Here is a 25,268-nt window from a genome sequence, read left to right on the forward strand (position 1 = left end):
GCGAGCTTGGCGCCTTGGCGTGAGCAATTCCCGGAGTCAGGATGAGTAGCAATGCGTTGGAGTTCGTCGCGACGGCGGCCCTGGCACCGGACCAGGCCGCGGCGATCGCCGACACCCTGGCCGGGATGGACCCCTGGCGGACCCTGGGTTACAGCGCCGCGGCCCTGGCCCGCGGGCTCACGGCCATCCACCCGGACCTGACCCGCTATCTGGCGCTGCGCGACGACGAGCCCCAAGGCCTGGTGGTGGTGCGTCACCCCTGGCTGCGCGGGCCCTATATCGAACTGTTCGCCGTGCTCCCCCCCGCCCAGGGTCAGGGCGTCGGCCGCGCGGCCCTCGAGTTCATCGAGTCGCGCTACCGCGACCGGTCTCCCAACCTCTGGCTGCTGGTTTCCGGCTTCAATGCAGGTGCCCGGTGCTTCTATGAAAAGCACGGCTTTCGCGCGGTCGGCGTCATCGCGGACCTGGTGGTGACTGGGCAGGACGAGGTGTTGATGCGCAAGGTCATCCAGCGAACCGACCGATAGGCCCGGTGGGTCACGCCGGATGCACTCGCGATGGTCGGGGTATACTCATCACCCTTCGCCCAGAACCCTCCGGATGTCCATCGCCATGCACCTGCGCACCCTGTTGCCCACCCTGCTGCTACTCCCGTTCCTCGCCGGCGGCCCGGCGGTGGCCGAGGAGGCCGGCTACCTGGGCGTGAAGGTCTGCGGCGAGTGCCACACCAAAGAGGTCGACCTGTGGCGCAACTCATTCCACGACCGCGCCATGAAGGAGCCGACGGCCGAGACCGTACTGGGCGACTTCAAGGACGCGGAGTTTACCGCCCACGGGGTAACCTCCCGCTTCTTCACGCGCGACGGGCGCTTCTTCGTACGCACCGACGGCCCCGACGGGACGCTCAAGGACTACCCGATCCGCTATACCTTCGGCTGGTATCCGCTCCAGCAATATCTGATCGCCTTCCCCGGCGGACGACTCCAGAGTCTCGGCATCGCCTGGGACAGTCGCCCCAAGGAGCAGGGGGGCCAGCGTTGGTTCCACCTCTATCCGAACGAAAAAATGGACTTCAAGAACCCGCTGCACTGGACTGCACCGGACCAGACCTGGAACTATCAGTGCGCCGACTGTCACTCCACTGACCTCAAAAAGGGCTACGACGCCGAGCGCAACGTCTATGACACCCACGCCGCCGAGCTCAACGTCGCCTGCGAGGCCTGCCACGGACCCGGCGTCCGACACGTCGACTGGGCGCGCGCAGCGGCCGCGGCCAAGGCGTCCGGCAGCGCACCGCCGCCCGCTGCCCCGGGACTCGGACTCCCGGTCGACCTCAAGGATCGCGACGGCGGCGCGTTTCAAATCGACGCCGCCACCGGCAAGCCGGCCCGCACGGTACAACGTACCACCCACACCCAGACCGAGACCTGCGCCCGCTGCCACTCCAGGCGCGGTCGGATCTGGGACACCCTGACACCGGGCGAGCCGCTGCACCAGGGATTCCGGCTCGCCCTGCTGGAGCCGGCACTCTATTTCCCGGACGGCCAAATCAAGGATGAGGACTATGTACACGGCTCATTCATCCAGAGCCGCATGTACCGCCAGGGGGTGGTCTGCTCGGACTGTCACGATCCCCACAGCCTCAAGCTCAAGGCCGCGGGAAACGCTGTGTGCTCGCGCTGTCACCAGGCGAACCGGTATGACGACCCGAGCCACCATCACCATACCCAGGGCGGCACCGGCGCCGCCTGCGTGGCCTGCCACATGCCCAAGCGTCGCTACATGGTGGTCGACCCACGACTCGATCACAGCCTGCGGGTGCCACGCCCGGACCTGTCGGCCGAGCTCGGCACCCCCAATGCCTGCACCGACTGTCACCAGGACAAAGACGCCGCCTGGGCCGCCGCCGCGGTGGCCGGCTGGTTCCCGGACCCGGCGCGGCGCGGACCCCATTTCGGCCAGGCCCTGCACGCGGCGGACAGCGGCGCGGCGGACGCCCCGGCGCGCCTGCTCGCCCTGGCCGGGGACGCCAACCAGCCAGCCATCGCGCGGGCCTCGGCACTGGAGCGACTGCATGACCGCGCGGATCGCCCGAGTCCAGAGGTGCTGTTGACCGTGACCCGCCTGCTGGGGGACCCGGACCCACTGGTACGGGCCGCCGCCGTCCGCTATCTGGACCTCACCGATCTGCGCACCCGCACCGAACACGCCTGGCCCCTGCTCGCCGACCCGGCGCGCACGGTTCGACTGGAGGCGGCGCGGGTACTGGCCCCGCTCATGACGCAGGGGATCGGCGGCAAGCTCCTGGAGCAGTTGACCGCGGCCCTGGAGGAGTCGGTGGTGTCCGCCACCGTCAACGCGGACCGACCCGAATCCAACCTGAACCTGGGCCTGCTCGCGCTGGCCGCCGGCGAGCCGCAGCTCGCCGAGCGGGCCTATCGGCAGGCCCTGGCACTGGACCCGCGTTTCATCCCGGCGCATGCCAACCTGGCCGACCTCTATCGCGGGCAGGGGCGCGAGACCGAGGCCGCGGCGCAACTGGAGGCGGGACTGGCCATCGACCCGGAGAGCGCCGACCTGCACTACGCACTGGGCCTGTCGCGGGTACGGGCCAAGCGCCTGGACGCGGCCCTGCCGGCCCTGCTGCGCGCGGTGGAACTCGCGCCCACCAACACCCGCTATGCCTATGTCTATGCCGTCGCCCTGGACGGCGCCGGGCGTACCCCGGAGGCGCTGCCGATACTGGAGTCCGCCGCCGGCCGTGACGCCGCCAATACCGAGTTGCTCGTCGCCCTGGTCCAGTTCAACGCCAAGCTCGGGCAGCGCGACGCGGCAACCGCCTGGCTGGACAAACTGGCCGCCGCCGCGCCGGGCGACCCGGCGGTGGAGCAGTTACGCCAGTCACTGAAGCAGCCCTGACCCGGGAACGCCCTGGGAGCGCCGACGCTTGGGAGCGCCGACGCTTGGGAGCGCCGACATTTTGTCGGCGAGTGTGGGGCACAGGCAGCAAACTGTGGAGAATGGCCACGCGAGTCGCCCGAAACCTCGTCCTGAGCCCCAAGCCGCCTGGCGGCGGCTCGCCGACAGAATGTCGGCGCTCCCAGACGTCGGCGCTCCCGCGCCAACGATCTCAAGACTCTCTCAGGCGCGCGCTGCCGAAGGGCCAAGCCTCTGGCCGATCCACCAGACCGGCCTTCACCGGATTGTGATCGATATGCACATGATTCGGCATCACCGTCCAGGCCAGCATGCGGTAACGAATCCCGTCGAAGTGGAGCAGGGAATCTTCTACCAACGCGGCAATCTCCGGGCGGTTCAGCCAGCAGGCCCCATAACCCGCATCCAGCAGCCGCTCGATCTCTCGCCGCCGCTCAAGGTCATCATCGTCGGCCATGGCCTGCAACCGCAAGACCACCTGCCGCGGCAGGGCGTCGCCCAAATGGAAGGTGACCGACTGAAGCAACCCAGGCTTATCCAAATGGGGCAGATAGCCCCGCGAGTACCAGCCTTTAGGCGATTCGGCTGGATCGTTCATCGTCCGACTCCGCCACACATTCGCGATACCCCCCTGGAAGCGCCGCCCTGGGAGCGCCGCCCTGGGAGCGCCGACATTCTGTCGGCGAGCCGCCGCAGGCGGCTTGTTCAACGCCGCGCCCCCCCCCCAGACAATCGAAATCGCCAGCCTGCCTATTCTTCCCGGACCCCGTTCTTGGAATCAAGGAGACCCCGCATGCCCCAAGGCGCCGATACCACCGAACCAACCCCCGGCGAAGACCTGCTCTCCAAGGTCGCCGAGCGCTACTCCACCATCCTCGCCGACCCCCCCTGGCAATTCCAGAACCGCACCGGCAAGATGGCACCGGAACACAAGCGGTTGCTGCGCTACCCGACGATGGGCATCCAGGAAATCATGGACCTGCCGATAGCGGCGGTGGCCGCCGAGCGCAGTCACCTGTATCTCTGGATACCCAACGCACTGCTCAACGAGGGTCTACGCGTCATGGCCGCCTGGGGCTTCACCTATAAATCGAACCTGATCTGGTACAAGGTCCGCAAGGACGGCGGGCCGGATGGGCGCGGTGTGGGCTTTTATTTCAGAAACGTCACCGAGATGATCCTGTTCGGCGTGCGCGGCGGCATGCGGACCCTGGCACCAGGGCGCCGCCAGGTCAATCTGCTCTCGACCCAGAAGCGCGAACACTCGCGCAAACCGGATGAGATCTTTGACATCATCGAGCAGTGTTCGCCCGGCCCCTATCTCGAACTCTTTGCCCGCTTCCAGCGCGACGGCTGGGACCAATGGGGCAATGAAGACGTGGAGCGCAACTCATTCCATGGGGTCGCCCTGCGCACGGGCCACACGCAGGGGCACCTGGGCCTGCCTGAGGCGTCGGCGGCCTATCGCGGCAAGGCGTCGGATTGACCATCAATCAGCGCTGCCATCCCCCTCATTCAACCACCCCTGCAACGCCTTGATCAGCCCCTCCGCCTGGGCGCGGCTGGAGATGTTGAATTTGGATTGCTGGCGGTATTCGCCGGCACGCTTCTGGTAGCGGCGGATGGTGTATTTGTCCGGGCCATAGCATTCCTTGGCCTTGTCCCAGTCCTGGTGGCGAAAGATGATGGTGGTCCAACTACCCTTGGACAGGATCACCTTATCCAATTCCTTGGTGGTCTCGATACCGTCTTCCGTATAGGAAACGGTCAGTTCATCCACTGTCTCTGCCATCGTGCTCTCTCCGCGGGTGGGGCGCCGCCCGCGTCAGGGGCGGGCGCCGGATTGTTGTAATGCCGTTTGGATATCGGCGGTGTGCGTGGCCTTGGGGTCCAGCGCACGGGCCAGGGCCAGGGGCGTACGGCCAGTGCCGTCCGGGCGGTTGACGTCCGCCCCGCGGGCGATCAGCCGCTTGAGCGTCTCCAGATGGCCCAGCATCACCGCCTGGTGCAGCGGGGTCTGACCGGCGGCGTCCGGCCGGTTCAGGTCCGCGCCGCGGCGCAGCAGGAAATCGACACTGTCCCGATCCGACACACCGGCACGCACCAGGGTCACCAACATCGCCTGGGCATCGAGCGGGGCACCGAGCTCGACCAAGAGCGCCGCGACCTGGGTCTTGCCGTGACTCAAGGCCAACTCCAGGGGGGTGCGGCCGGCACTGTCCAGGGCGACCAGGGAGGCGCCATGGTCCGCCAATTCGCGCAGGATAGCGATCTGACCGGCCCGGGCGGCGAGGTGCAGTGGCCGGTCGCCGTGGCGGTCCGGCTGGTTCAGGTCGGTCCCCGCCGCGATGTGCCGCCTGATCTGCTCCAGGTTATCCACCTGGAGCGCCCGAAACAGGTTGACGGTCGGCGGTGGCGACTGGCCGCAACCTGCCGACAGCAACACCGCAAGCGCTAGGGCCAGGTGGATGACCAGCAGGGTCGGCGGTTGGCGCATGGGCTCCACGTGGGTCGGCGAGTGAACGAACAGGATGGTAAATGGCCGGGGTACAGACCCGCAACCCGAGAAGGCGGCAGCGCGCTCGTGTTAGCCTCCGCTCCTGGGGCACCCATCGCTCCAGCCGTTCCGCGGTTTGACCGCATTTGCCAGGCCCACCAACCAGCAAACACCATGATCTGGAAATTCTTACTGACCGCCGCGGTGATTGTCGCCGCCTTTTTTTTCATCCGGCACCGGCTGCGCGTCGCGGGCCAGCCCCCGGGCGAGGTGCCGCCCCCGCTGCTGCCCGCCGGCACCGCGCGCAAACTCGCCGCCGCGGTGCTCGCCATCATGCTGCTCGGCTCCGGCTGGTCCCTGTACCGGAGCTGGGCGCTGGGCCATCAGGTGGTTGAGGTCCAGGTGGTCAACGCCAACACCGGGACCATCACAGCTTACAAGGCGTACCGCCGCGACGTCGAGGGCCGCGTCATCCGCACCCTGGACGGGCGCGAGATCCGGCTGGCCGATGTGGAGCGGATGATTTTGACCCGCGAGGGCCAGGGTTTCTGAGCGGGCGCCGCGGCTCACTATGACTTAGCCGTGAATTGTTCGTTACAGCCTCGCAATCCTGCCGCAACCCAGCACCCAGCAAGACTTTATGGAATCAATCAACAGCCCCTGTGGATAAGTCTGTGCGCAACCCCTGGGAAGGCGGTCGGAGGGCGCGCCGTCACTGGCCCGGAAACAGATTGGCCGGAAATTGACCGATTGCAAGTTATGCTTGCTATAGAATCACTTGCAACAATCGCCCGGGGGCGCACGGCGCACTGGGCCAAGCCCTTGAGGCGACCGGCCAAGCCGCTGAGGCTTGTGCATAAAAACCGGACATGACGGCACCGCGGTTGGTCCTCAGCCGGGCAAGGCCAGTGCGCAGCAGCGCTTAAATCGCCTCAAGTAGCCAGTCCCATCACCTCCAGATAGCGACTGGCACTGCGCTCCTGTGCATACTCGCTCACCGCGCGGCGCACCAGGTCCGCGGGCAACGAATGCTCCAGGGTGGCCGTCATCGCCGCGGCCAGGGCGGGCACATCGCCCACCGCCACCAGGGGTCCGTAGCGGCCCCCATCCAGCAGTTCCGCGGGTCCGCTGGGGCAGTCGGTGGCGACCACCGGGACCCCTAAGGCCATGGCCTCGGTCAGCACATTCGGCGAACCCTCCCAGGCGGAGGAGAGTACAAAGAGTGCAGCGCGGGCCAGGAAGGGGTAAGGGTTGGACTGGAATCCGACCAGGGCCACCTGCCCCGTCAGCCCCAGCTCGGCAATCAGGGCCGTCAGGGCGGCGCGGGCGTTGCCCTCGCCCAGGATCAGAAGCCGGCAATTGCGCTGCGAGCGCACCCGGGCGAAGGCGCGGATCAGGGTCGGGAAGTCCTTTTGGCGCTGCAAGCGACCGGCGGCGCAGATGACCGGCACGCCAGCGTCCGGGCCAGCGTCGTTCAGCCAGGGGTGTGGGCAGGGCACCAAAGCCTGGGCCGCCAGCTCCGGGGTGATGACCGGGTTGCGGATGACCGTGATCGACTCACGCGCCAGCCGGGCGATGCGCGCGGTGTCGTCCGCCACCCCGGCGGAGACCGCGATGATCCGCTCGATACGCGGATACAGGAGCCGGATTGGGGCATAGCGCAGCCAGCGTGAGACCGCGGCGCGCCCCGCCATCGCCGTCGACAGATTGGTGCCGAGCCGCAGCGCAAGCCTGGTGTCGGTCCCCGCCAAGGCGCGGGCCAACACCGCGGTGCGGCCGGCCCGATCCTTGGCCGCCAGCAGTGCCGCGGGCCGACGCGCCCGCAGATAGCGGGCCAGCGCCGGCGCGGCGAACAGGGTGTGATTGGTGGGGAGCTGGATGCACTCGACCGCGTCGGGCAGGCGGGCGAGGTGCGGACTCTCGGCGCGCACCAGCACCAGGTCCACCGGCTGCCCCAGGTCCACGAAACCGCGGATCAGATTGATCAGCATCCGCTCCACCCCGCCGGTCCCGGAGAAAGAGGCAAAGACGGCGAGTGGCGCGCGAGCAGTGGACATGGGTATCTTCAGGTCGTGGACAGAGCGGCTAGCCATGATCCCAAGAAAGAGCGGGTGTCCGCAAACGGACTTGCTGTCGATCCCAGCGCGCTGGGGGATGACTGGGCCGTCGGGGGATGCCCGCAGGGCGATCCGCCATTGCGCCCTAAAATGGACCGCGCTCCCGGCGCGACTTTCACGTTAACCCCACTGAGGCCACACCAATGCAGACCATTCGCGTCCAAACGCAACCCATCGCCATCGCCGCGGAGCAGGAGGCCCTGGCGCACGGCCGACCCCAGGTGGGGGCGTTGGTCACCTTCGTCGGGCTGATGCGCGACTGCAACGCGGGGGCGGCGGTCAGCGCCATGACCCTGGAGCACTACCCGGGGATGACCGAGAAGGCGCTGGCGGCGATCGCCGCGGAGGCCGCCGCGCGCTGGGACCTCACGGCGATCCACATCGTCCATCGGGTCGGGCCGCTGACCCCGCAGGAGCCTATCGTGTTCGTCGGGGTGGCGAGCCGGCATCGGGGGGAGGCCTTCCGCGCCTGCGAGTTCCTGATCGACTCGCTCAAGACCCGGGCGCCCTTCTGGAAGCAGGAGACCACCGCGGCGGGCACGCGCTGGGTGGAGGCGCGCGAGACTGACGAAGCCGCGGCAGACGGCTGGGGGTCGGCGGCGGCGCTGGCCGAGCCTTGAGCAACGCGCCGGACGCCGACGCCCGGGGCGCAGCGCGCCCGCTGGGGATGCCGGACCTAAAAGGTCCCGCCGTTCCAACCGAACAGGTGTCGCGGCGGGGCGGCGAATTCGATATAGATGCGCTCGGCGGGGATGTCCAAGGACGCGACCAACAGGTCACAGAGGACCTGCGAATAATGGGTCGTGCGCAACTCGGCCAGACCGATGCTCTTGAGTTCCAGATAGGCGGCGGGCGATGCGGTGCCGGCGAACAGCAGGTCGCGCCCGTCCTCCAGGATGACCATCACATAGGCCTCGGGTTTGCCGAGCAAGTCCGCCACGGTGCGGGAGGCGTGGGCCATCAGGTTGGCCCGCTCGGCGGCCGGAATTTGGGTGTTGGTCAGGATGCGCAGTGTGGGCATGGGGTGGTGGCGCTCGGCAGTCGATGGGGTGCCTAATGATAGGGGGCAACCGGCTGATTGTCGCCCGCAACCGGGGGCCATGACCGCCGTCGGGCGCGCGTGCCAAGGGACAATCCCCGCGGGTTCTGCTAAGGTTGCGTCAAACCAGTCCTGATCGGCGTGCCGAGCGATTGTTGACCAAGAGCCAGGAGACCTTGCCCCAGACCGACCGACCGACCGGTGAGCGGATCGGCCGCCGGTCGCGCCGGGAGCGGCGAACGCGTCGCGGCCCTACCCCCATCCTTCACTGGCGGCCAAGGCGCGGCCCAGCCGGGCGCGCCGGCCCATGATCGGCGTCCTGGGCGGCACCTTCGACCCCATCCACCTCGGGCACCTGCGCCCGGCCCTGGATTGCCTACAGGCACTGGAACTCGCCGAGTTGCGCCTCATACCACTCAACGTGGCCGTCCACCGCCCGCAGCCCCAGGCCTCGGCGCGACTACGGCTCGCCATGCTGGAGGCGGCCATTGCCGGTGAGCCCGGCCTCATGGCGGACGCCCGCGAGTTAGCGCGGCCCGGGGGGTCTTTCTCGTACGACACGCTCAAATCGCTGCGTGCGCAGTTGGGTGAGGAGCGGCCACTGTGCCTACTGGTGGGGGCTGACGCCTTTCGGGGCTTTATGGACTGGCACCGGCCGCGCGCCATCCTGGACCTGGCCCATCTGGTGGTGATGGACCGCCCCGGAATCGGCGGCCCCCTGGCCCCGGCACTGGCCGACCTGGTGGCCGGGAGGACCTGCGCCGATCCACGGTCGCTGCGGGAGACACCAGCGGGGCTTGTCCTGTTCCAGCCCGTGACCCAGATGGACATCGCCGCAACCCGGGTGCGGGAACTGATCCGGCAGGGCCGCAGCGCCCGCTATCTGGTCCCGGACGCGGTACTGGCGATCATCCGTGAGACCGGGCTGTATCGCTGACTCAGCGCCGCTATCGCCAAGCATTTTTCGTGTCGCTATGGCAATGGCGTCGCTCACGGAAAACATAACATCCTATCAATCGGTGCAGCCGCACCCACGACCCCCTAAAGCAGAGGATACCGCATGCAGCTCGAGACACTCAAACAATTGGTGGTAGACACCCTGGACGATATGAAGGCAAAGGATATCGAGGTATTGGACGTACGCGGCAAGACCGCCGTCACCGACTATATGATCGTGGCCTCCGGGACCTCGGATCGCCATGTGAAGGCGATCGCCGAGACCGTGGCCTTCCGCGCCAAGGAGGCCGGCCAGGCGCCCCTGGGCACCGAAGGGCTCAACGAGGGCGAATGGGCGCTGGTGGACCTCAACGGGGTGGTGGTCCATGTGATGCTGCCCAAGGTGCGCGACTTCTACAGCCTGGAGCGCCTCTGGGGTGCCCCCGCGCTCGTCGCCCAGACCGCCGCGATGGCCTGAAGCGAGACGGCAAATGCATGCGACCCTGGAGGGATCGCCATGAGAGCACACCGCGCGCCGGCCGCCGACCCACTCCTGTGCCTGGTCGTCGCCGTCGCCGACAATGGCGTGATCGGTCGCGGCAACGCCCTGCCCTGGCACCTCCCCGCGGACTTGGCCCACTTCCGGCGGCTGACCCTGGATCAGACCATCCTCATGGGGCGGCGCACCTGGGAGTCGCTACCCGGCCCACTGCCGCGCCGCCGTCACCTGGTCCTCACCCGCAACCCGGGCTTCCAGGCCGCCGGTTGCACCCCGGTGCGCTCGCTGGAGGCCGCGCTGGGCGCCACGGCCGGCGAGGCGCAATTGATGATCGTCGGCGGCGCCAGCCTCTATGCCCAGACCCTGCCGCTGGCCGACCGGCTCTATCTCACCCAGGTGCATACTCAGGTCGCTGGCGACACCCGCTTCCCGCCCTGGGCGGCCGGTGAGTGGCAGGAGGTCGCCCGCCGCACCCATCCGGCCGATGCGCGCAATCCCATCGCCATGACCTTCTTGGAGCTCAGGCGCATTCCGACCTTGCCCCCGCGCGGGATGGCGTAGCGCATCACGGAATTACCATGAGACTGACCCAACAACAACCGGTAATCGGGTACAGGGTCAGGCCTTTTTAGGCCGCTTGAAGCGCCGCTCCGAGGGATAGGGGAAGATGTCGTCCAACCGCCCAGAGCGGATCACGGCCTGGCGGGCGCGCCACCAGGCGGGGTCGAGCAGGTCGCGGTGCAGCACCAGGAAGACCTTGCGAATCCGCGGATCGGTGAGCAGGAAGGTGGCGAACTCCTCGGGGAAGACATCGTCCGGCCCCGGGGTATACCAGGGCTCGTCGGACATCTCCATCTCCGGGTAGGGCGGCTCGGGGATCTCACGGAAATTGCACTCGGTGAGATAGCACAGCTCGTCGTAGTCATAGAAGACCACCCGCCCCTGGCGGGTTACGCCGAAGTTTTTGAACAGGAAGTCGCCCGGGAAGATATTGGCGGCGGCCAGGTTCTTGATGGCGTCCCCATATTCATGCACGGCGTGCAGCAGCTCGTCGTCATCGGCGGTATGCAGATAGAGATTGAGCGGGGTCATGCGCCGTTCGATATACAGATGCTTAAAAACGAGCTGATCGCCGTCGAACTCCAGACTGCCCGCGCATTCGGTCTCCAACTGTTCACGCAATTCCGGGGAGAAGCGGGCCAGCGGAAAAGCGACGTGGGAATACTCCCAGGAGTCCGCCATGCGTCCCACCCGATCGTGCATCTTGACCAGCAGATATTTCTCCTTGACCTTGGCGCGGGTCATCTCCTTGGGCGGCGCGAAGCGATCCTTGATGATCTTGAAGACGAAGGGAAAGGACGGCAGGGTGAACACGCACATGACCATGCCGCGGATACCTGGCGCCACCATGAATTCATCCGCCGAATAACGTAGGTGCTTGAGGAAGTCGCGATAGAATTCGGCCTTGCCGAACTTGTGAAAGCCGATGGCGGTATAGAGTTCGGCCTTGGTCTTGCGCGGCATCAGCGGACGCAGAAAGTCCACCACCGCGGCCGGCACCTCGGTGTCGACCATGAAGTAGGCACGTGAGAAGCTGAATACATCCGAGATCTCATCCTCGCCGGCGAGCAGCGCATCGACATAGAGCCCGCCCTGTTCATCATTGAGTATAGCGACGGCGAAGGGGGTCTGATCCGCCCCGTTGATGATCTTGCCGATCACATAGGCGCCCTTATTGCGAAAGAAGGGCTCGCTGAGGACCGCCAACTGGAAGTTCTGCGCCAGGGCGCGATTGGGCGGAAAGCGATAATGCACGGCCTGCATCAGATTGCGGACGTCGCGGCGCCGATTGCGAAAGGGCAGGCTGAAGTGCAGCCGATCCAATACCCGCGAGATCACGCGTGAGAAGCCATCGCGCGCCGGATAATAGGGACGGTAAATCGGGTTGTCCGCCTCCAGATGTTCAGTGGAGATGAGCGGCCACACAAAAATATTGGCGCTGTTGTAATAGCGACGGTCGAAGAGCCGGCAAAAGACCGAGTTGTAGAAGGTCTCGGCCAACTCGGGCTGAAGGTGCAGGGGGAGCATCCGCAGATATTCCACCTTGACCCGGCGCCACAGCCGCTCGTCGCGCTCACTCAGCCGGAACTCCCGGCGCAGGATGGCCAGGGTCTCAACCACTCGTTGGTCGTAATAACCGATCCGCTCGCGGGCGGCGGCCTGGACCGCCGGCCAGTCCGCATCCTCGAAACGCTCCCGCGCCCCCGCGGTGATCTCCCGGAACTCACGGTAGTGGCTGTCGAAACCGTCCAGGACGGTCTCGGCGATGTGCTTCGCCTCGGTCCAGGCCATGGCGTCAGTCCAGCGGCAGCAGTGGCAAGTCGGCGACCAGGATGCCGTCGCCGTCCGCATAGACCCAGTCGCCCGGGGCGAAGCGCACCCCGGCGAAGGTGACCGGCAGGTCGCGTTGCCCCTCCCCGCGCCGCTGGCTCTTGCGCGGGTTGGCCACGAGCGCCTTGACCCCCAGGTCCATGCCGGCGAGTTCGTCGGTATCGCGCACGCAGCCGTACAGGACCACCCCGGCCCAGCCCTGACTCAGCGCGCTGGCGGCGATCAGGTCGCCGAGCATGGCACAGCGCAGCGACCCGCCGGCATCCGCCACCAGGACCCGCCCGCGCCCGGGCTCCGCCAGGGTGGACTTGATCGCCGTGTTGTCCTCGAAACACTTGACGGTGACCACCTCGCCATAAAAGGCGCGACGCCCGCCGAAGTCCCGCAAGAGTGGGTCACAGACCCGCACCCGGGCCTCATAGCGGTCGTAGAGGTCGGCGGTCTTGAAGTTCATGGCGATTCAATCCAGTTGGGGGGCAGACTTTAGGGGGGATCGCGGGGCCAGCACCGCTCCCCGGCGGTGGGATTGTTGGGGAGCCGGCGCCCCGAGAACAATTAAAGGCGGCAATGCCAACCATTAGCCTCATCCTGAGACTCAGCCGGGGGCCAACCCGAGACCAGACGGGGTCCTGGGGCTTTTGATTTTGTGCAAGACGGCACCGCTATATCCCCGCAAGCCTCGCCCAGCACGGACCGGGCCGTGCCACAGCGTGCCAAGGGGCCGCCGCGGCACCGGCCGGTCGGCGACCACGGATTGCATACGGCCACCATGGCCGGTCGGGGCTCGCAGAAAATTTTCGGAATGGTTGTGTTGGCGGTACTGAGGCGGCATATGCATCCTGTCTTAATCTGGTGAGGGTCCCCCGGGCGACCCAGCTTGACAGCACGGGATCACCGCGTACCATAGGGTTATGTCTGACCACCCTAAACTTAGCATTGCGTAAGACTATGATCGACACCGCGTCCATGCTCAAGGCCGTCTCTGAGGATCAACCCACCGGGGCTGACCTGGAGTACGACCCCGACTTCCGCGCCTTGGTTGAGGCCGCCACCGGCACCCCGGAACGGCAAATGGGCGACAGTGTGGTCCCCGCCCAGGAGCCCGATTGGCGGCGCGTCATGGAGTCGAGCACGGCGCTCTTTGGCCGCTCTAAAGACCTGCGCGTCGCGGTCTTACTGACCCGCGCCCTGCTCGGGCAACAAGGACTGCCGGGCTTACAGGCTGGATTGGAGCTGATCCACGGGCTCATCGTTGAGTTTTGGGACGGACTGCACCCGGAACTCGACGCCAGCGACGACAACGACCCCACGGCGCGGGTCAATGTGTTACTGGAACTCACCGATCGCGACACCCTGCTCGCCCAATTGCGCACCACGCCACTGATCCGCTCGCGGGTCTTCGGTCCCGTCTCCTGCCGGGAGGTCGAGGTGGCGGAGGGCAAGGCCCAGCCCGCGGCGGGCACTCAACCATTGGATGCCGCAGGCATCGCCGGGGCCTTCCAGGACTGCGAACTGGAGAGTCTGGTCGCCGCCACCGCGGCCGCGCAGGCGGCACTGGTTGCCCTGAGGGCAATCGGCGACGACTTGGCGGCACGCATCGACCGGTCTCAGTTGCCCAGCTTCGACCCGTTATCCGAACCGCTCAAACACATTCATACCTTGCTCCAGGGGCACTTGAGACCCCGCCAACCGGAAGGGTCGGACGCGGCCGCAACGGACGCGGACGACACACCGGCGCCGGCCACCGGGGGCGCGGCCGCCACGCCCGCGCGCGACGCGGGGCAGATCGCCTCGCGCGAGGATGTGGTGAGGACACTCGGGCGGATCTGCGATTACTACTCACGTTACGAGCCTTCAAGCCCAGTCCCCCTGTTGCTGAAGCGGGCGCAGCGTCTGGTCACCGGGAGCTTCGTCGATATCCTGCGCGACCTTGCGCCGGATGCGCTATCGCAGGCCGAGAAGGTGTTTGGGACCACCGAGAAGTCCTGACGGGGCCGACACCGGGGGCGGCTACCCCGCGCCTGGGACGCTCCCCAGGGACCCCTTAACACAACCAATGGAGAACGCCAGTGGCGAAAGAGAGCAGCCAAAAATTCGTCGCCCGCAATCGCGCCCCGCGGGTCCAGATCGAGTATGACGTGGAACTCTACGGGGCGGAGAAGAAGGTCCAACTTCCATTCGTCATGGGGGTATTGGCCGACCTCTCCGGCAAGCCCGCGGAGCCCTTGCCGGCGGTCGCGGATCGCAAGATGCTGGAGATCGACGTCGACAACTTCGACGACCGACTCAAATCGATGAAGCCGCGGGTGGCCTTCCAGGTGCCCAACGCACTGACCGGCGAGGGCAATCTCAGCGTCGAACTCAACTTCGAATCGATGGACGATTTCTCCCCCGCCGCCGTGGCACGCAAGGTAGACGCCCTGAACAAGCTGCTCCAGGCCCGCACCCAGCTCGCCAACCTGCTGACCTATATGGACGGTAAAGGCGGTGCCGAAGAATTGATTGCCAAGGTCCTGAAAGACCCGACCCTGTTGCAGGCCCTGGCAACGGCACCCAAGCCCAGCGACCAACCCCCGGCAGAGGGCAACTGACATGGCCGACACCGAAACCCAGAACGCGGCGCAACCCCAGGGCCAAACCGAGACCATTGAGGTCGGCGGTTTTGCCGCCCTGCTCCAGCAGGAATTCAAGCCCCGCTCGGACAAGGCCCGCGAGGCGGTCGAGGACGCGGTCGCCATCCTCGCCTCCCAGGCCCTGGCGCAGACCGCGCTGATCTCAGACGACGCGGTGCGCAGCATCGAGTCGATGATCGCGGAGATCGACCGCAAGCTCACCCAGCAGGTCAACCTGATCATCCACCACGAGGACTTCCAGCAGCTCGAAGGGGCCTGGCGCGGCCTGAGTCATCTCGTCAATAATACCGAGACGGACGAGATGCTCAAGATCCGGGTGATGAATATCTCCAAGAAGGATGCACTCAAGACCCTCAAGAAATTCAAGGGCACCGCCTGGGACCAGAGCCCGCTGTTCAAGAAGCTCTATGAAGAGGAATACGGCCAGTTCGGCGGCGAGCCCTTCGGTTGTCTGGTCGGCGACTACCACTTCGATCAGAGCCCGCCGGACGTGGAACTGCTGGGCGAGATCGCCAAGATCGCCGCGTCCATTCACGCCCCCTTCATCTCCGCGGTCGCACCCGCCGTGATGCAGATGGAATCCTGGCAGGAACTGGCCAACCCGCGCGATCTCACCAAGATCTTCCAGACCCCGGAGTATGCCGCCTGGCGCTCGCTGCGCGAGTCGGACGATGCGCGTTATCTCGGGCTCACGATGCCGCGCTTCCTCGCCCGGTTGCCCTATGGCGCCAAGACCTCGCCGGTCGAAGAATTCGACTTCGAGGAAGACACCGCCAGCGCCGAGCACAGCAAATACTGCTGGGCCAACTCGGCCTATGCCATGGCGGTCAACATCAATCGCTCATTCAAGATGTATGGCTGGTGCTCGCGCATCCGCGGCATCGAGTCGGGCGGCGCGGTCGAGGGGCTGCCGAGCCACACCTTCCCCACGGACGACGGCGGGGTCGACATGAAGTGCCCGACCGAGATCGCCATCAGCGATCGGCGCGAGGCCGAGTTGGCGAAGAACGGCTTCATGCCGCTCATTCATAAGAAAAACAGCGATTTTGCCGCATTCATCGGTGCCCAGTCGCTGCAAAAGCCGTTCGAGTATGACGATCCGGATGCCTCGGCCAACGCCAACCTGGCAGCGCGCCTGCCCTATCTGTTCGCCACTTGCCGTTTTGCGCACTATCTCAAGTGCATCGTGCGCGACAAGGTTGGGTCATTCAAGGAGCGCGACGACATGCAGCGCTGGCTCAACAAATGGATACTCCAATATGTCGATGGGGACCCGGCGCATTCGAGCGAGGACACCAAGGCCAAATGTCCGTTGGCCGCGGCCGAGGTGGTGGTGGAGGAGGTGGAAGGCAATCCCGGTTACTATACCTCCAAGTTTTTCCTGCGCCCGCACTATCAGCTGGAAGGGCTGACCGTCTCCTTGCGGTTGGTCTCCAAGCTACCGTCGGCGAAGGGCGGCTAGCACTCCGGCATCGGGCGATCTGCAACGATGGCGGTACGGCGGTTGGCGCACCCACCCGGGTGCGCGGTTCGATCAATCAACTCGAAGAGGAGATAGCAAATGGCTGTCGACATGTTTCTCAAACTCGACGGTGTCACTGGTGAGTCCCAAGACTCAAAGCACGGGAAGGAGATCGATGTACTCGCCTGGTCCTGGGGCATGAGTCAGTCCGGCAGCATGCACGTCGGCGGAGGCGGCGGTTCAGGCAAGGTCTCGATCCAGGACCTGTCGATCACCAAGTATATCGACAAGTCATCGCCGGTCCTGATGCTGTATTGCTCCAACGGCAAACAGTTCAAGGATGGCCTGCTGACCGTGCGCAAGGCCGGTGGCGACGACCCCTTGGAGTATCTGAAAATCAAGATGACCGAGGTGATCGTCACATCCTATAGTACGGGCGGCTCGGGTGGTCAGGACCTGCTGACCGAGAACATCAGCCTCAACTTTGCCGAGGTCGATGTGGACTACCAACCGCAAAAGCAGGATGGTTCCGCGGACGGCGGTGCCATCAAGTACGGCTGGGACATCGCGAAAAACGTCAAGAAGTAACCGCGGGGCACGGCCTGCCCCAGTGCGGCAATCCGGGCCGCGTTCGTGGCTTGGCACGGACGCGACCGGTCGCCTGATTGCCACCGCACCTGCCGGGAGAGAACATCATGCAGGCCGAAGACCTATGGCGCACGGGCGATTTGGATGAAGCCTTGCGCGCAATCCAGGATCAGGTACGCAAGGAACCCGCGAATGCAAAATTTCGGGTTTTTTTATTTCAACTCCTGGCCCTCATGGGACAGTGGGAACGCGCGCTTAATCAACTCAATGTGGCCGGCGAATTGGATGCCGGGACCCTGGCCATGGTGCAGACCTACCGCGAGGCGCTACGCTGCGAGGCCCTGCGGGCAGAGGTCTTCGCCGGCAAGCGCTCCCCCCTGGTCTTCGGCAAGCCGGACGAATGGGTGGCGCTCCTGGTGGAGTCCCAGCGCCAACTCGCCCAGGGCGCCGATGAACAGGCGCGGGGTCTGCGTGAGCGCGCGCTGGAATTGACCCCGGCCACCGCCGGCACCATTGACGGGACCGCCTTCGATTGGATCATGGATGGCGACACCCGGCTCGGGCCAATCCTGGAAGTCATCGCCAACGGGCAGTATTACTGGGTACCCTTCCAGCGCATTCGCTCGATCCGCCTGGATAAGCCCGAGGACCTGCGTGACCTGGTCTGGATGCCCGCACATTTCACCTGGACCAACGGGGGCGAATCGGTGGGTCTGGTCCCGACTCGCTACCCCGGCTCGGAACGCTCGCCGGACCCGGAGTTGCGCCGCGCACGGCGGACCGAATGGCTTGAGGCGCCCGGGGGGGCCTATATCGGCCAAGGCCAGCGGATGCTCTTTACCGACGGCGGCGACTATTCGCTGATGGATGTGCGCGCCATCGATCTGGATTCACCCGCGGATGAGGCGCCGGCCGCGACTGGCGAAGCCCTTGGCTGAGCTCACTCACCGCGAGCGGCTGCAACCCTCGCTGCTTGATCGGCTCACCGATTACGAGCCGGGAAATACACGGGAATCGCGTGAGCAGCGAGACTTCTCACTGAATCGGCTGCGCGAGACCGTCCTGCGCGATCTGGCCTGGCTACTCAACACCACCAATCTGGCGGCCGCACAGGACCTTGGCGCCTACCCCGAGGCCGCCAATTCAGTGATCAACTTCGGCATACCGGACCTCTCCGGCATCACCGTCTCCGGCACCGACGCGGCGGTGCTGGAACGCACGTTGCGCCAGGCGGTCGCCGATTTCGAGCCACGGATCATCCGCCAGACACTGAGGGTACGATTGGAAGTCAACGAGGGCCAGATGAACCACAACGCCATGACCTTTTTCATCGAGGGCGACCTATGGGCGCAGCCGGTCCCGCTGCGGCTCTATCTCAAGACCGAGATCGATTTCGACATCGGCGACGTCAAGGTGAGCTCGTACGCGGGCTAAGGGTATCAAGCAATGGACCCACGCCTGATTGATTATTACAACCGCGAACTGCGTTTCATGCGTGAGATGGGTGGTGAATTCGCCGCCGAATTTCCCAAGATCGCCGCGCGGCTGGGGTTGGAGAGCTTCGAGTGCGCGGACCCCTATGTGGAGCGGCTGCTGGAGGGCTTCGCCTTCCTCGCCGCGCGCGTCCAGCTCAAGATCGACGCCGAATTCCCCGCCTTCACCCAGCACTTCCTGGAGATGGTGTATCCGCACTATCTGGCCCCAACCCCGTCGATGGCGGTAGTGGAACTGCAGCCGGATTTGGCGGAGGGGGCACTCGCCGAGGGCTTCGACATCCCCCGGGACACCGTGTTGCACGGCACCCTGGGCAAGGACGCGCAGACCGCCTGCGAGTACCGCACCGCCCACCCGGTGCGGCTGTGGCCCATGGAGCTCACCGCGGCCGAATATTTCAGCCATACCGGACCGGTCGCGCGGTCCGACCTGCCGGTTCTCAAACGCAGCAAGGCAGGCATTCGACTGCGCCTGCGCATCACCGCCAACCTCACCTTCGCCCAACTCGCCCCGGGACGCCCGGAACGCTTCCAACTGGTGCTGTTTCTCCAAGGGGCGGACCAACTGCCCTTTGAGCTCTATGCCCGGCTCTTGGGCGATACGGTCGGGGTCCTGGTGCAGCCCACCGAACGCCCCGTGCCCTGGATCGAGACCCTGCCGGCCACCGCGTTGCGCCCCCTGGGCTTTGCCGAGGATGAGTCGCTGCTGCCCTACGCCCCGGTATCCTTTCAGGGCTATCGCAACCTCCACGAATATTTCGCCTTTCCCCAGCGCTACCTCTTCCTGGCCATCGACGGACTAGGACCCGTCTTGCAGCGCCTCGCGGCCACCGAGGTCGACCTGATCCTGCTCCTGGGCCAGAGCGCGCCGGCCCTTGAGCGGGTACTGGACGCGGCCAACTTTGGCCTGCACTGCGCTCCGGCGATCAACCTCTTTCCCAAGCGTTTCGACCGCATCCACCTCGACTCGACCGGACCCGAGTACCACCTGGTCCCGGATCGAACCCGCCCGCTGGACTTCGAGGTCTATCGGGTCGACAGCGTGACCGGCTTCGGGACCGGCACCACCGAGGCCCGCGAGTTCCGCCCCTTCTACGCCCCGGCCAACCTGGACCCGGGGGGCGATAAGCCCGCCTATTACAGCGTCCACCGCCTGCCGCGACGCCTGTCGACACGCCAGCAACGCCAGGGAACACGCTCCAGTTATGTCGGCAGCGAGGTCTTCGTCAATCTGGCGGACCTGGCCGCGGCCCCCTGGTCCGCCGAACTGCGCCAGCTCGGTGTCGCCGGACTCTGCACCAATCGCGACCTCCCGCTGCACATGCCGGTCGGCACCGGCAAGACCGACTTCACCTTGGAATCCGGTGCGCCGGTGCGTGCCGTGCGCGTGCGTAGCGGACCAACCCCGCCCCGTCCCTCCCACGCCCATGGGGACACCGCCTGGCGGCTGATCAGCCACCTCTCGCTCAACTATCTGTCGATTGCCGACACCGACGGCGGCCAGGGCGCCGCGGCGCTACGGGAACTGCTGGCGCTCTATGGGGATCTCACCGACGCCGACGTGCGCAAACAGGTGGAGGGCGTTCGGCGGGTGTCTTCGCGCCCCATCGTGCGGCGGATGCCCGGGGTGCGACCAGTCACCTATGGGCGTGGATTAGAGATCACGCTGCTGTGCGATGAGACCGCCTTCGAGGGTACCGGCGCCTTCCTGCTCGGTGCGGTGTTGGCCCGATTTTTCGCCCGCTACTGCACCATCAATGCCTTCACCGAGACCGTGTTGAGGACCGGCCGCGGGGAGCTCATGCGCTGGCCGGCGACCATCGGCGCCCGCCCGGCCCTATGACCGCGCCCGCCCCATCGGCCGCCGACCGAGAGCGCGCGCGCTCGGCCTTGCTCGCCGAACTCGCCGCGGCACCCTGGGACTTCGGGTTCTGCCAGACGCTGCGCCGGCTCGATTGCCTGCAACCGGAGCGTCCGCGCATCGGTGCCACGGTCCGGCCGGCCGACGACCCGATCCGCCTGGGACAACGGCCATCCATGCGCTTCGCCCCAGCGGAGCTGGCCGCCCTGGAGCAGTCAGTCGCCGGACGGGCGCCGCGCCTGCAGGTCTATTTTCTCGGCCTGCTCGGGCCGAATGGCCCCCTGCCACTGCACCTGACTGAATACGCGCGTGACCGGACTCGCAATGCCGCCGACCCCACCTTTGCGCGCTTTCTCGACATCTTCCATCACCGGATGCTCGCCCTGCTCTACCGGGCCTGGGCCCAGGCGCAACCGGCGGTCAGTTTCGACCGGCCGGACCAAGACCGTTTCGGCACCTATCTCGCCAGTCTGAGCGGCAACGCCATGGCCGCCTGCCAGGCCCGCGACGCCATGCCGGATCTGGCCAAACGCCATTACGCCGGCCATCTGTCCTGCCAGACCCGTCATCCGCAGGGGCTTGAGTCCATCCTGCGGCAGTTGCTGGGCTTGCCGGTGCGCATTGAGGAATTCGTCGGTCGCTGGCTGGTGCTGCCCGCGGACTGCCGACTGCGGCTGGGCGAGACACCGGACACCGGGGCCTTGGGCGCCACCACGACGCTGGGCGCCCGGGTCTGGGACCACCAGTCCAAGTTTCGTGTGCGAGTCGGCCCGGTGAGACTCACCGACTATCTAAGCCTGCTGCCCGGCAACGCGACCCTGGCGCTGGTCAAGTCGGCGGTTCGCAACTATACCGGCGACGCGCTGGAGTGGGAACTGAATCCGGTGCTGGCCGCCGCCGAGGTCCCGCGGCTGCGCCTGGGCGCCGGCCAGCGACTGGGCTGGACCACCTGGCTCACCAGCGGCCCGCTCGGCCGGGATGGGGACGATCTGAAGCTCGACCCGAATCGAGAGCGGCCCGAGACCAGGCACGAGACTGACCAAGGCGACGCGCTGCGGTAGGCCGAAGAAAAAGTATTGTCCGCAAATGAACGCAACTAAACGCAAATAAGAAAAAGGACGCGGTTGCGCTCTCGGGCGGGACGGGGCATGCGCCCCGTCCGAAACGTTGCGCCGGTGCCGACCGACTTCCTAAACATTCGGGACGGGGTGAATACCCCGTCCCGCGCCGCGCCGCAGGGCAGCTGATCCAGCTCTTTTTTATTTGCGTTTATTGGCGTTTATTTGCGGACAAATACTCTTTTTTTATCAACCCCATGCCCCGACTATAGTCCAACCACAGCGCCCCGGAGCCCGACCATGACCGAGATCAGTCGCACCGCCCTCTTCGGCAAGCTCAATCCGCTCGCCTATAAGGCGATCGAGAGCGCCACCGTCTTCTGCAAGATGCGCGGCAATCCCTATGTGGAACTGGTGCATTGGTTCAACCAGATCCTCCAGCTCCAGGACTCGGACCTGCACCGCATCATCCGCCGCTTCCAGCTCGACCCGGCGGGCTTGGCGCGCGACTTCACCGAAGCACTGGACCGGCTGCCGCGCGGTTCGCGCTCCATCTCGGACCTCTCCGCCGATGTCGAGGAGGTGGTGGAGCGGGCATGGACCTACAGCACGCTGCTGTTCGGCGAGTCGCAGGTGCGCACCGGGCACCTGCTGGTAGGCATCCTCAAGACCAAGGGACTGCGCAGCGGGCTGCTCGGCATCTCCCGCCAGTTCGACAAGGTGCAGACCGACGCACTCACCGATGGCTTCGCCGAGATCGTCTCCGGCTCCCCGGAGGAGCGCATGACGGCGAGCGACGGCTTCCACCTGGGCGCCGGCGCGGCCCCGGGGGAGTCCAGCGACGCCATGGCCCCGGCCCAGATGGGCAAGCAGGAGGCGCTGAAGCAATTCTCAGTGGATCTCACCGAGCGCGCCCGCAACGGGGAGTTGGACCCCATCGTCGGGCGTGACGACGAGATCCGCCAGTTGATCGACATCCTGATGCGCCGCCGCCAGAACAACCCGATCCTCACCGGCGAGGCCGGCGTCGGCAAGACCGCTGTGGTCGAGGGCTTTGCGCTGCGCATCGCCGCCGGCGACGTGCCCCCGCCGCTCAAAGAGGTGTCGCTGCGCACGCTCGACGTCGGTCTGCTCCAGGCCGGCGCCAGTATGAAGGGCGAGTTCGAGAATCGACTGCGCCAGGTGATCGAGGAGGTCCAGGCGTCGCCCAAGCCCATCATCCTCTTCATCGACGAGGCCCATACCCTGATCGGTGCCGGCGGCAGCGCCGGCACCGGGGATGCGGCCAACCTGCTCAAGCCCGCGCTGGCCCGCGGGACGCTACGCACCGTCGCCGCCACCACCTGGGCCGAGTACAAGAAGTACATCGAGAAGGACCCGGCGCTGACCCGCCGCTTCCAGGTCGTCCAGGTGGACGAGCCGAGCGAGGAGAAGGCGATCCTCATGCTGCGTGGCATCGCCTCGACGCTGGAGAACCACCACCAGGTCCAGCTCCTGGACGAGGGCCTCGAAGCGGCGGTGCGCCTCTCTCACCGCTACATCCCCGCCCGCCAATTGCCTGACAAGGCAGTGAGCCTGCTCGATACCGCCTGCGCCCGGGTGGCCATCAGCCAGTCGTCCGAACCCCCGGAGGTGGAGGACTGCCGGCGGCGGATCGAGGCACTGACCACCGAGCTTGGCATCATCGGGCGCGAGTCCGCGGTGGGTGTCGAGACCACGGAGCGGGAGCGCGCGGCCAGCGAACAGATCGCCGCCGAGCGGGAGCGCCTGGTGGAACTCACCGCCCGCTGGGACGCGGAGAAGGGCGTTGTCGAGCAAATCCTGGACCTGCGCGCCCAACTGCGCGGCAACACCGCTCCGGTCGAGGGGACCGGCAGCGCACTGGAGCTGGCCGCCAGTCAAACTTCTCCCTGCCCCCTCGTGGGGGAGGGTCGGGGAGAGGGGGCGCCCGCCGAACCCGCACTCACCGACGCCGAGCGCGCCGCCACCCTGGAGAAACTGCGCGCACTCCAGGCCGAGCTTGCCGCCCTGCAAGGCGAGAGCCCCCTGATCCTGCCGAGCGTCGATGCCCAGGCCATCGCCTCGGTGGTGGCCGACTGGACCGGCATCCCGGTGGGTCGCATGGTCAAGGACGAGGTGAAGGCGGTGCTGAACCTCGCCGAGACCCTCAACAAGCGGGTCGTCGGCCAGCGCCATGCCTTGGAGGCCATCGCCGCGCGCATCCAGACCTCGCGCGCCCGGCTCGACAACCCCAACAAGCCGATCGGTGTCTTCATGCTCGCCGGACCTTCCGGCGTGGGCAAGACGGAGACCGGGCTGGCACTCGCCGAGGCACTCTACGGCGGCGAGCAGAACATCATCACCATCAACATGAGCGAGTTCCAGGAGGCCCATACCGTCTCCACCCTCAAAGGCGCGCCCCCCGGCTATGTCGGCTATGGCGAGGGCGGCATCCTCACCGAGGCCGTACGCCGCAAGCCCTATAGCGTGGTGCTTTTGGACGAGGTGGAAAAGGCCCACCCCGACGTACACGAGATCTTCTTCCAGGTCTTCGACAAGGGCTGGATGGAGGACGCCGAGGGCCGCTATATCGACTTCCACAACACGGTCATCCTGCTCACCACCAACGCCGGCACCGATCTGGTCATGAGCATGTGTAAGGACCCGGAGCTGCTGCCGGATATGGAGGGACTGGCCCAGGCCCTGCGCGCACCGCTGCTCAAGACCTTCCCGCCCGCGCTTCTGGGGCGCATCGTCACCATCCCTTATTACCCATTGAGCGACGCGATCCTGGGGACCATCATCCGGCTCCAGCTCGACCGCATCGTGCGGCGCATTGCCGACAACCATCGGGCCGAGCTGCGCTATGACGAGTCGGCGGTGGACCTGATCGCCAAGCGCTGCGCGGAGGTTGAGAGCGGGGCGCGGGTGGTCGATGCTATACTGACCAACACGGTCTTGCCGGCCATCAGTCGGGAGATTTTGAATCGGACGATGGAGGGGAAGAAGATCGAGCGGATCAGCATCGGAGTGGCCGATGCGGGGTTCAGCTATAGCTTCGACGCCTGAGGACGCCGCCCTCCTTTCCGGACACCTCGCGCTAGTGACACCGCTGCGGCGGTGTCACCCCTGTGTCAGGCGCTCCGCGCCGGGAAGCGACTGCCGTTTTCGCTGCCAACCGTACTCAATGGTATGGCGAAACTTCAAGTTTACCATGACAAGGGGGATTCCGATATGGCTTATCACGGTGAAATACTTGATCAATGCGGATTGATCGACATCGATTGCTCGACCATCGCAGTGGCGGCCGTGAGCGGCGACGGCCCGAACCTCTGCGGACATTTGCTTAAGGCGAAATATATAGACTGTACGGAGTCCCCAGACCATAAGTTTGGGCATCAACTGACGGGGAAATGGGGCAATACCCTTCGCTCGCCACGCACTCGCGCTCGGCGCTTTGGCGTTCGTCTGCCTGGGGAACGAGTAGGTCGCAAAAAATGCTGGCGGCTGCCTTGTCAAGTCGACGCATCGGCCTAATCTCCGCCACCAAGGGCATTGACCTTCAGTGGCGCGATCGGTTTGACTCGCGTACTATCCGCCGCCGACGGAATACTCACCGGGGTCCGACAAAGGGATCTGCCGGCTTTTTCAATTATACTTGCGGGCTCATTAGAACACACATCCCGGGTCCGCAAGAGTGACCAGTGCCGGCCGGTAGCTGTCTTGGCAGAAACGCCAGCACGGCGCCATGGGTCCG

The 25,268-nt window shown here is 66.1% G+C and carries 24 protein-coding genes; 17 read left to right on the forward strand and 7 right to left on the reverse strand.

Translation table 11 applies throughout. The features are described from left to right. Window positions 1-41: 41 nt before the first annotated feature. Window positions 42-527, forward strand: coding sequence for a GNAT family N-acetyltransferase (locus tag QZX93_RS21965; protein ID WP_295391372.1), 486 nt, complete (start codon window positions 42-44; stop codon window positions 525-527). Window positions 528-600: 73 nt separating this feature from the next. After that, window positions 601-2,919: a tetratricopeptide repeat protein gene (locus tag QZX93_RS21970; protein ID WP_295391370.1), complete on the forward strand. Its 2,319-nt coding sequence runs from the start codon at window positions 601-603 to the stop codon at window positions 2,917-2,919. A gap of 211 nt (window positions 2,920-3,130) precedes the next feature. On the opposite strand, the gene QZX93_RS21975 is transcribed toward QZX93_RS21970, so the two are convergent. After that, entirely contained in the window at window positions 3,131-3,535 is a 405-nt protein-coding gene (locus tag QZX93_RS21975; protein ID WP_295391368.1) for a hypothetical protein, read from the reverse strand. A gap of 195 nt (window positions 3,536-3,730) precedes the next feature. Between QZX93_RS21975 and QZX93_RS21980 the strand changes: the two genes are divergently transcribed. Continuing rightward, on the forward strand, window positions 3,731-4,423 hold the full coding sequence (locus QZX93_RS21980) for an MT-A70 family methyltransferase (RefSeq protein WP_295391366.1): 693 nt from the start codon (window positions 3,731-3,733) through the stop codon (window positions 4,421-4,423). 3 nt (window positions 4,424-4,426) lie between these two features. Here the strand turns inward: QZX93_RS21980 and QZX93_RS21985 are convergent, their stop codons facing one another. Together QZX93_RS21985 and QZX93_RS21990 are read right to left on the reverse strand one after the other, a co-directional pair. After that, the gene (locus tag QZX93_RS21985; protein WP_295391364.1) at window positions 4,427-4,729 is read right to left on the reverse strand and encodes a hypothetical protein; all 303 of its coding nucleotides are present in this window, start codon (window positions 4,727-4,729) and stop codon (window positions 4,427-4,429) included. Window positions 4,730-4,762: 33 nt separating this feature from the next. Further along, window positions 4,763-5,434 (reverse strand): ankyrin repeat domain-containing protein, encoded by a 672-nt coding sequence (locus QZX93_RS21990; protein ID WP_295391361.1) that lies wholly within the window; start codon window positions 5,432-5,434, stop codon window positions 4,763-4,765. 174 nt (window positions 5,435-5,608) lie between these two features. Here QZX93_RS21990 and QZX93_RS21995 point away from each other — a divergent pair, with 174 nt between their 5' ends. Beyond that, complete coding sequence (locus QZX93_RS21995) at window positions 5,609-5,986, forward strand: hypothetical protein (RefSeq protein WP_295391359.1); 378 nt, start codon at window positions 5,609-5,611, stop codon at window positions 5,984-5,986. A 380-nt stretch (window positions 5,987-6,366) separates the two neighbouring features. Here the strand turns inward: QZX93_RS21995 and QZX93_RS22000 are convergent, their stop codons facing one another. Next, complete coding sequence (locus tag QZX93_RS22000; RefSeq protein WP_295391357.1) at window positions 6,367-7,491, reverse strand: glycosyltransferase; 1,125 nt, start codon at window positions 7,489-7,491, stop codon at window positions 6,367-6,369. A gap of 203 nt (window positions 7,492-7,694) precedes the next feature. Here QZX93_RS22000 and moaE point away from each other — a divergent pair, with 203 nt between their 5' ends. Next, window positions 7,695-8,171, forward strand: a complete 477-nt coding sequence (moaE, locus tag QZX93_RS22005) for a molybdopterin synthase catalytic subunit MoaE (RefSeq protein WP_295391355.1) — start codon at window positions 7,695-7,697, stop codon at window positions 8,169-8,171. A gap of 56 nt (window positions 8,172-8,227) precedes the next feature. On the opposite strand, the gene QZX93_RS22010 is transcribed toward moaE, so the two are convergent. Next, on the reverse strand, window positions 8,228-8,572 hold the full coding sequence (locus tag QZX93_RS22010) for a phenylpyruvate tautomerase MIF-related protein (RefSeq protein ID WP_295391354.1): 345 nt from the start codon (window positions 8,570-8,572) through the stop codon (window positions 8,228-8,230). 325 nt (window positions 8,573-8,897) lie between these two features. Between QZX93_RS22010 and nadD the strand changes: the two genes are divergently transcribed. From nadD to QZX93_RS22025, 3 genes are all read left to right on the forward strand, one after another. Continuing rightward, window positions 8,898-9,527, forward strand: a complete 630-nt coding sequence (gene nadD / locus QZX93_RS22015) for a nicotinate-nucleotide adenylyltransferase (protein WP_295391352.1) — start codon at window positions 8,898-8,900, stop codon at window positions 9,525-9,527. A 123-nt stretch (window positions 9,528-9,650) separates the two neighbouring features. Then, window positions 9,651-10,004 carry a ribosome silencing factor gene (gene rsfS, locus QZX93_RS22020; RefSeq protein ID WP_295391350.1) on the forward strand — a complete coding sequence of 118 codons (354 nt, stop codon included), beginning with the start codon at window positions 9,651-9,653 and terminating at the stop codon, window positions 10,002-10,004. Between the two features lie 39 nt (window positions 10,005-10,043). Next, entirely contained in the window at window positions 10,044-10,586 is a 543-nt protein-coding gene (locus QZX93_RS22025; RefSeq protein WP_295391349.1) for a dihydrofolate reductase, read from the forward strand. A gap of 57 nt (window positions 10,587-10,643) precedes the next feature. On the opposite strand, the gene aceK is transcribed toward QZX93_RS22025, so the two are convergent. Continuing rightward, the gene (gene aceK / locus QZX93_RS22030) at window positions 10,644-12,377 is read right to left on the reverse strand and encodes a bifunctional isocitrate dehydrogenase kinase/phosphatase (RefSeq protein WP_295391347.1); all 1,734 of its coding nucleotides are present in this window, start codon (window positions 12,375-12,377) and stop codon (window positions 10,644-10,646) included. Between the two features lie 4 nt (window positions 12,378-12,381). Next, complete coding sequence (gene rraA / locus QZX93_RS22035; protein ID WP_295391345.1) at window positions 12,382-12,870, reverse strand: ribonuclease E activity regulator RraA; 489 nt, start codon at window positions 12,868-12,870, stop codon at window positions 12,382-12,384. 494 nt (window positions 12,871-13,364) lie between these two features. Between rraA and tssA the strand changes: the two genes are divergently transcribed. From tssA to tssH, 9 genes are all read left to right on the forward strand, one after another. Beyond that, window positions 13,365-14,405, forward strand: a complete 1,041-nt coding sequence (tssA, locus tag QZX93_RS22040; protein WP_295391343.1) for a type VI secretion system protein TssA — start codon at window positions 13,365-13,367, stop codon at window positions 14,403-14,405. Window positions 14,406-14,485: 80 nt separating this feature from the next. Then, the gene (gene tssB / locus QZX93_RS22045) at window positions 14,486-15,007 is read left to right on the forward strand and encodes a type VI secretion system contractile sheath small subunit (protein WP_295391341.1); all 522 of its coding nucleotides are present in this window, start codon (window positions 14,486-14,488) and stop codon (window positions 15,005-15,007) included. A gap of 1 nt (window position 15,008) precedes the next feature. Beyond that, window positions 15,009-16,511: a type VI secretion system contractile sheath large subunit gene (gene tssC / locus QZX93_RS22050; RefSeq protein ID WP_295391339.1), complete on the forward strand. Its 1,503-nt coding sequence runs from the start codon at window positions 15,009-15,011 to the stop codon at window positions 16,509-16,511. Window positions 16,512-16,610: 99 nt separating this feature from the next. Further along, on the forward strand, window positions 16,611-17,099 hold the full coding sequence (locus QZX93_RS22055) for a type VI secretion system tube protein Hcp (RefSeq protein WP_295391337.1): 489 nt from the start codon (window positions 16,611-16,613) through the stop codon (window positions 17,097-17,099). Window positions 17,100-17,206: 107 nt separating this feature from the next. Continuing rightward, the gene (locus QZX93_RS22060; RefSeq protein ID WP_295391336.1) at window positions 17,207-18,037 is read left to right on the forward strand and encodes a type VI secretion system accessory protein TagJ; all 831 of its coding nucleotides are present in this window, start codon (window positions 17,207-17,209) and stop codon (window positions 18,035-18,037) included. Beyond that, window positions 18,030-18,533, forward strand: a complete 504-nt coding sequence (gene tssE / locus QZX93_RS22065) for a type VI secretion system baseplate subunit TssE (protein WP_295391334.1) — start codon at window positions 18,030-18,032, stop codon at window positions 18,531-18,533. Before QZX93_RS22060 ends, tssE begins: the two co-directional genes overlap by 8 nt. Before the next feature lie 12 nt (window positions 18,534-18,545). Next, window positions 18,546-20,435: a type VI secretion system baseplate subunit TssF gene (tssF, locus tag QZX93_RS22070; protein WP_295391332.1), complete on the forward strand. Its 1,890-nt coding sequence runs from the start codon at window positions 18,546-18,548 to the stop codon at window positions 20,433-20,435. After that, on the forward strand, window positions 20,432-21,514 hold the full coding sequence (gene tssG / locus QZX93_RS22075; RefSeq protein WP_295391330.1) for a type VI secretion system baseplate subunit TssG: 1,083 nt from the start codon (window positions 20,432-20,434) through the stop codon (window positions 21,512-21,514). The genes tssF and tssG overlap by 4 nt, the downstream gene beginning before the upstream one ends. Before the next feature lie 297 nt (window positions 21,515-21,811). Then, window positions 21,812-24,580, forward strand: a complete 2,769-nt coding sequence (tssH, locus tag QZX93_RS22080) for a type VI secretion system ATPase TssH (protein WP_295391328.1) — start codon at window positions 21,812-21,814, stop codon at window positions 24,578-24,580. Window positions 24,581-25,268: the final 688 nt, after the last annotated feature.

The organism is uncultured Thiodictyon sp. (genome assembly GCF_903946935.1).
GTDB lineage: Bacteria > Pseudomonadota > Gammaproteobacteria > Chromatiales > Chromatiaceae > Thiodictyon.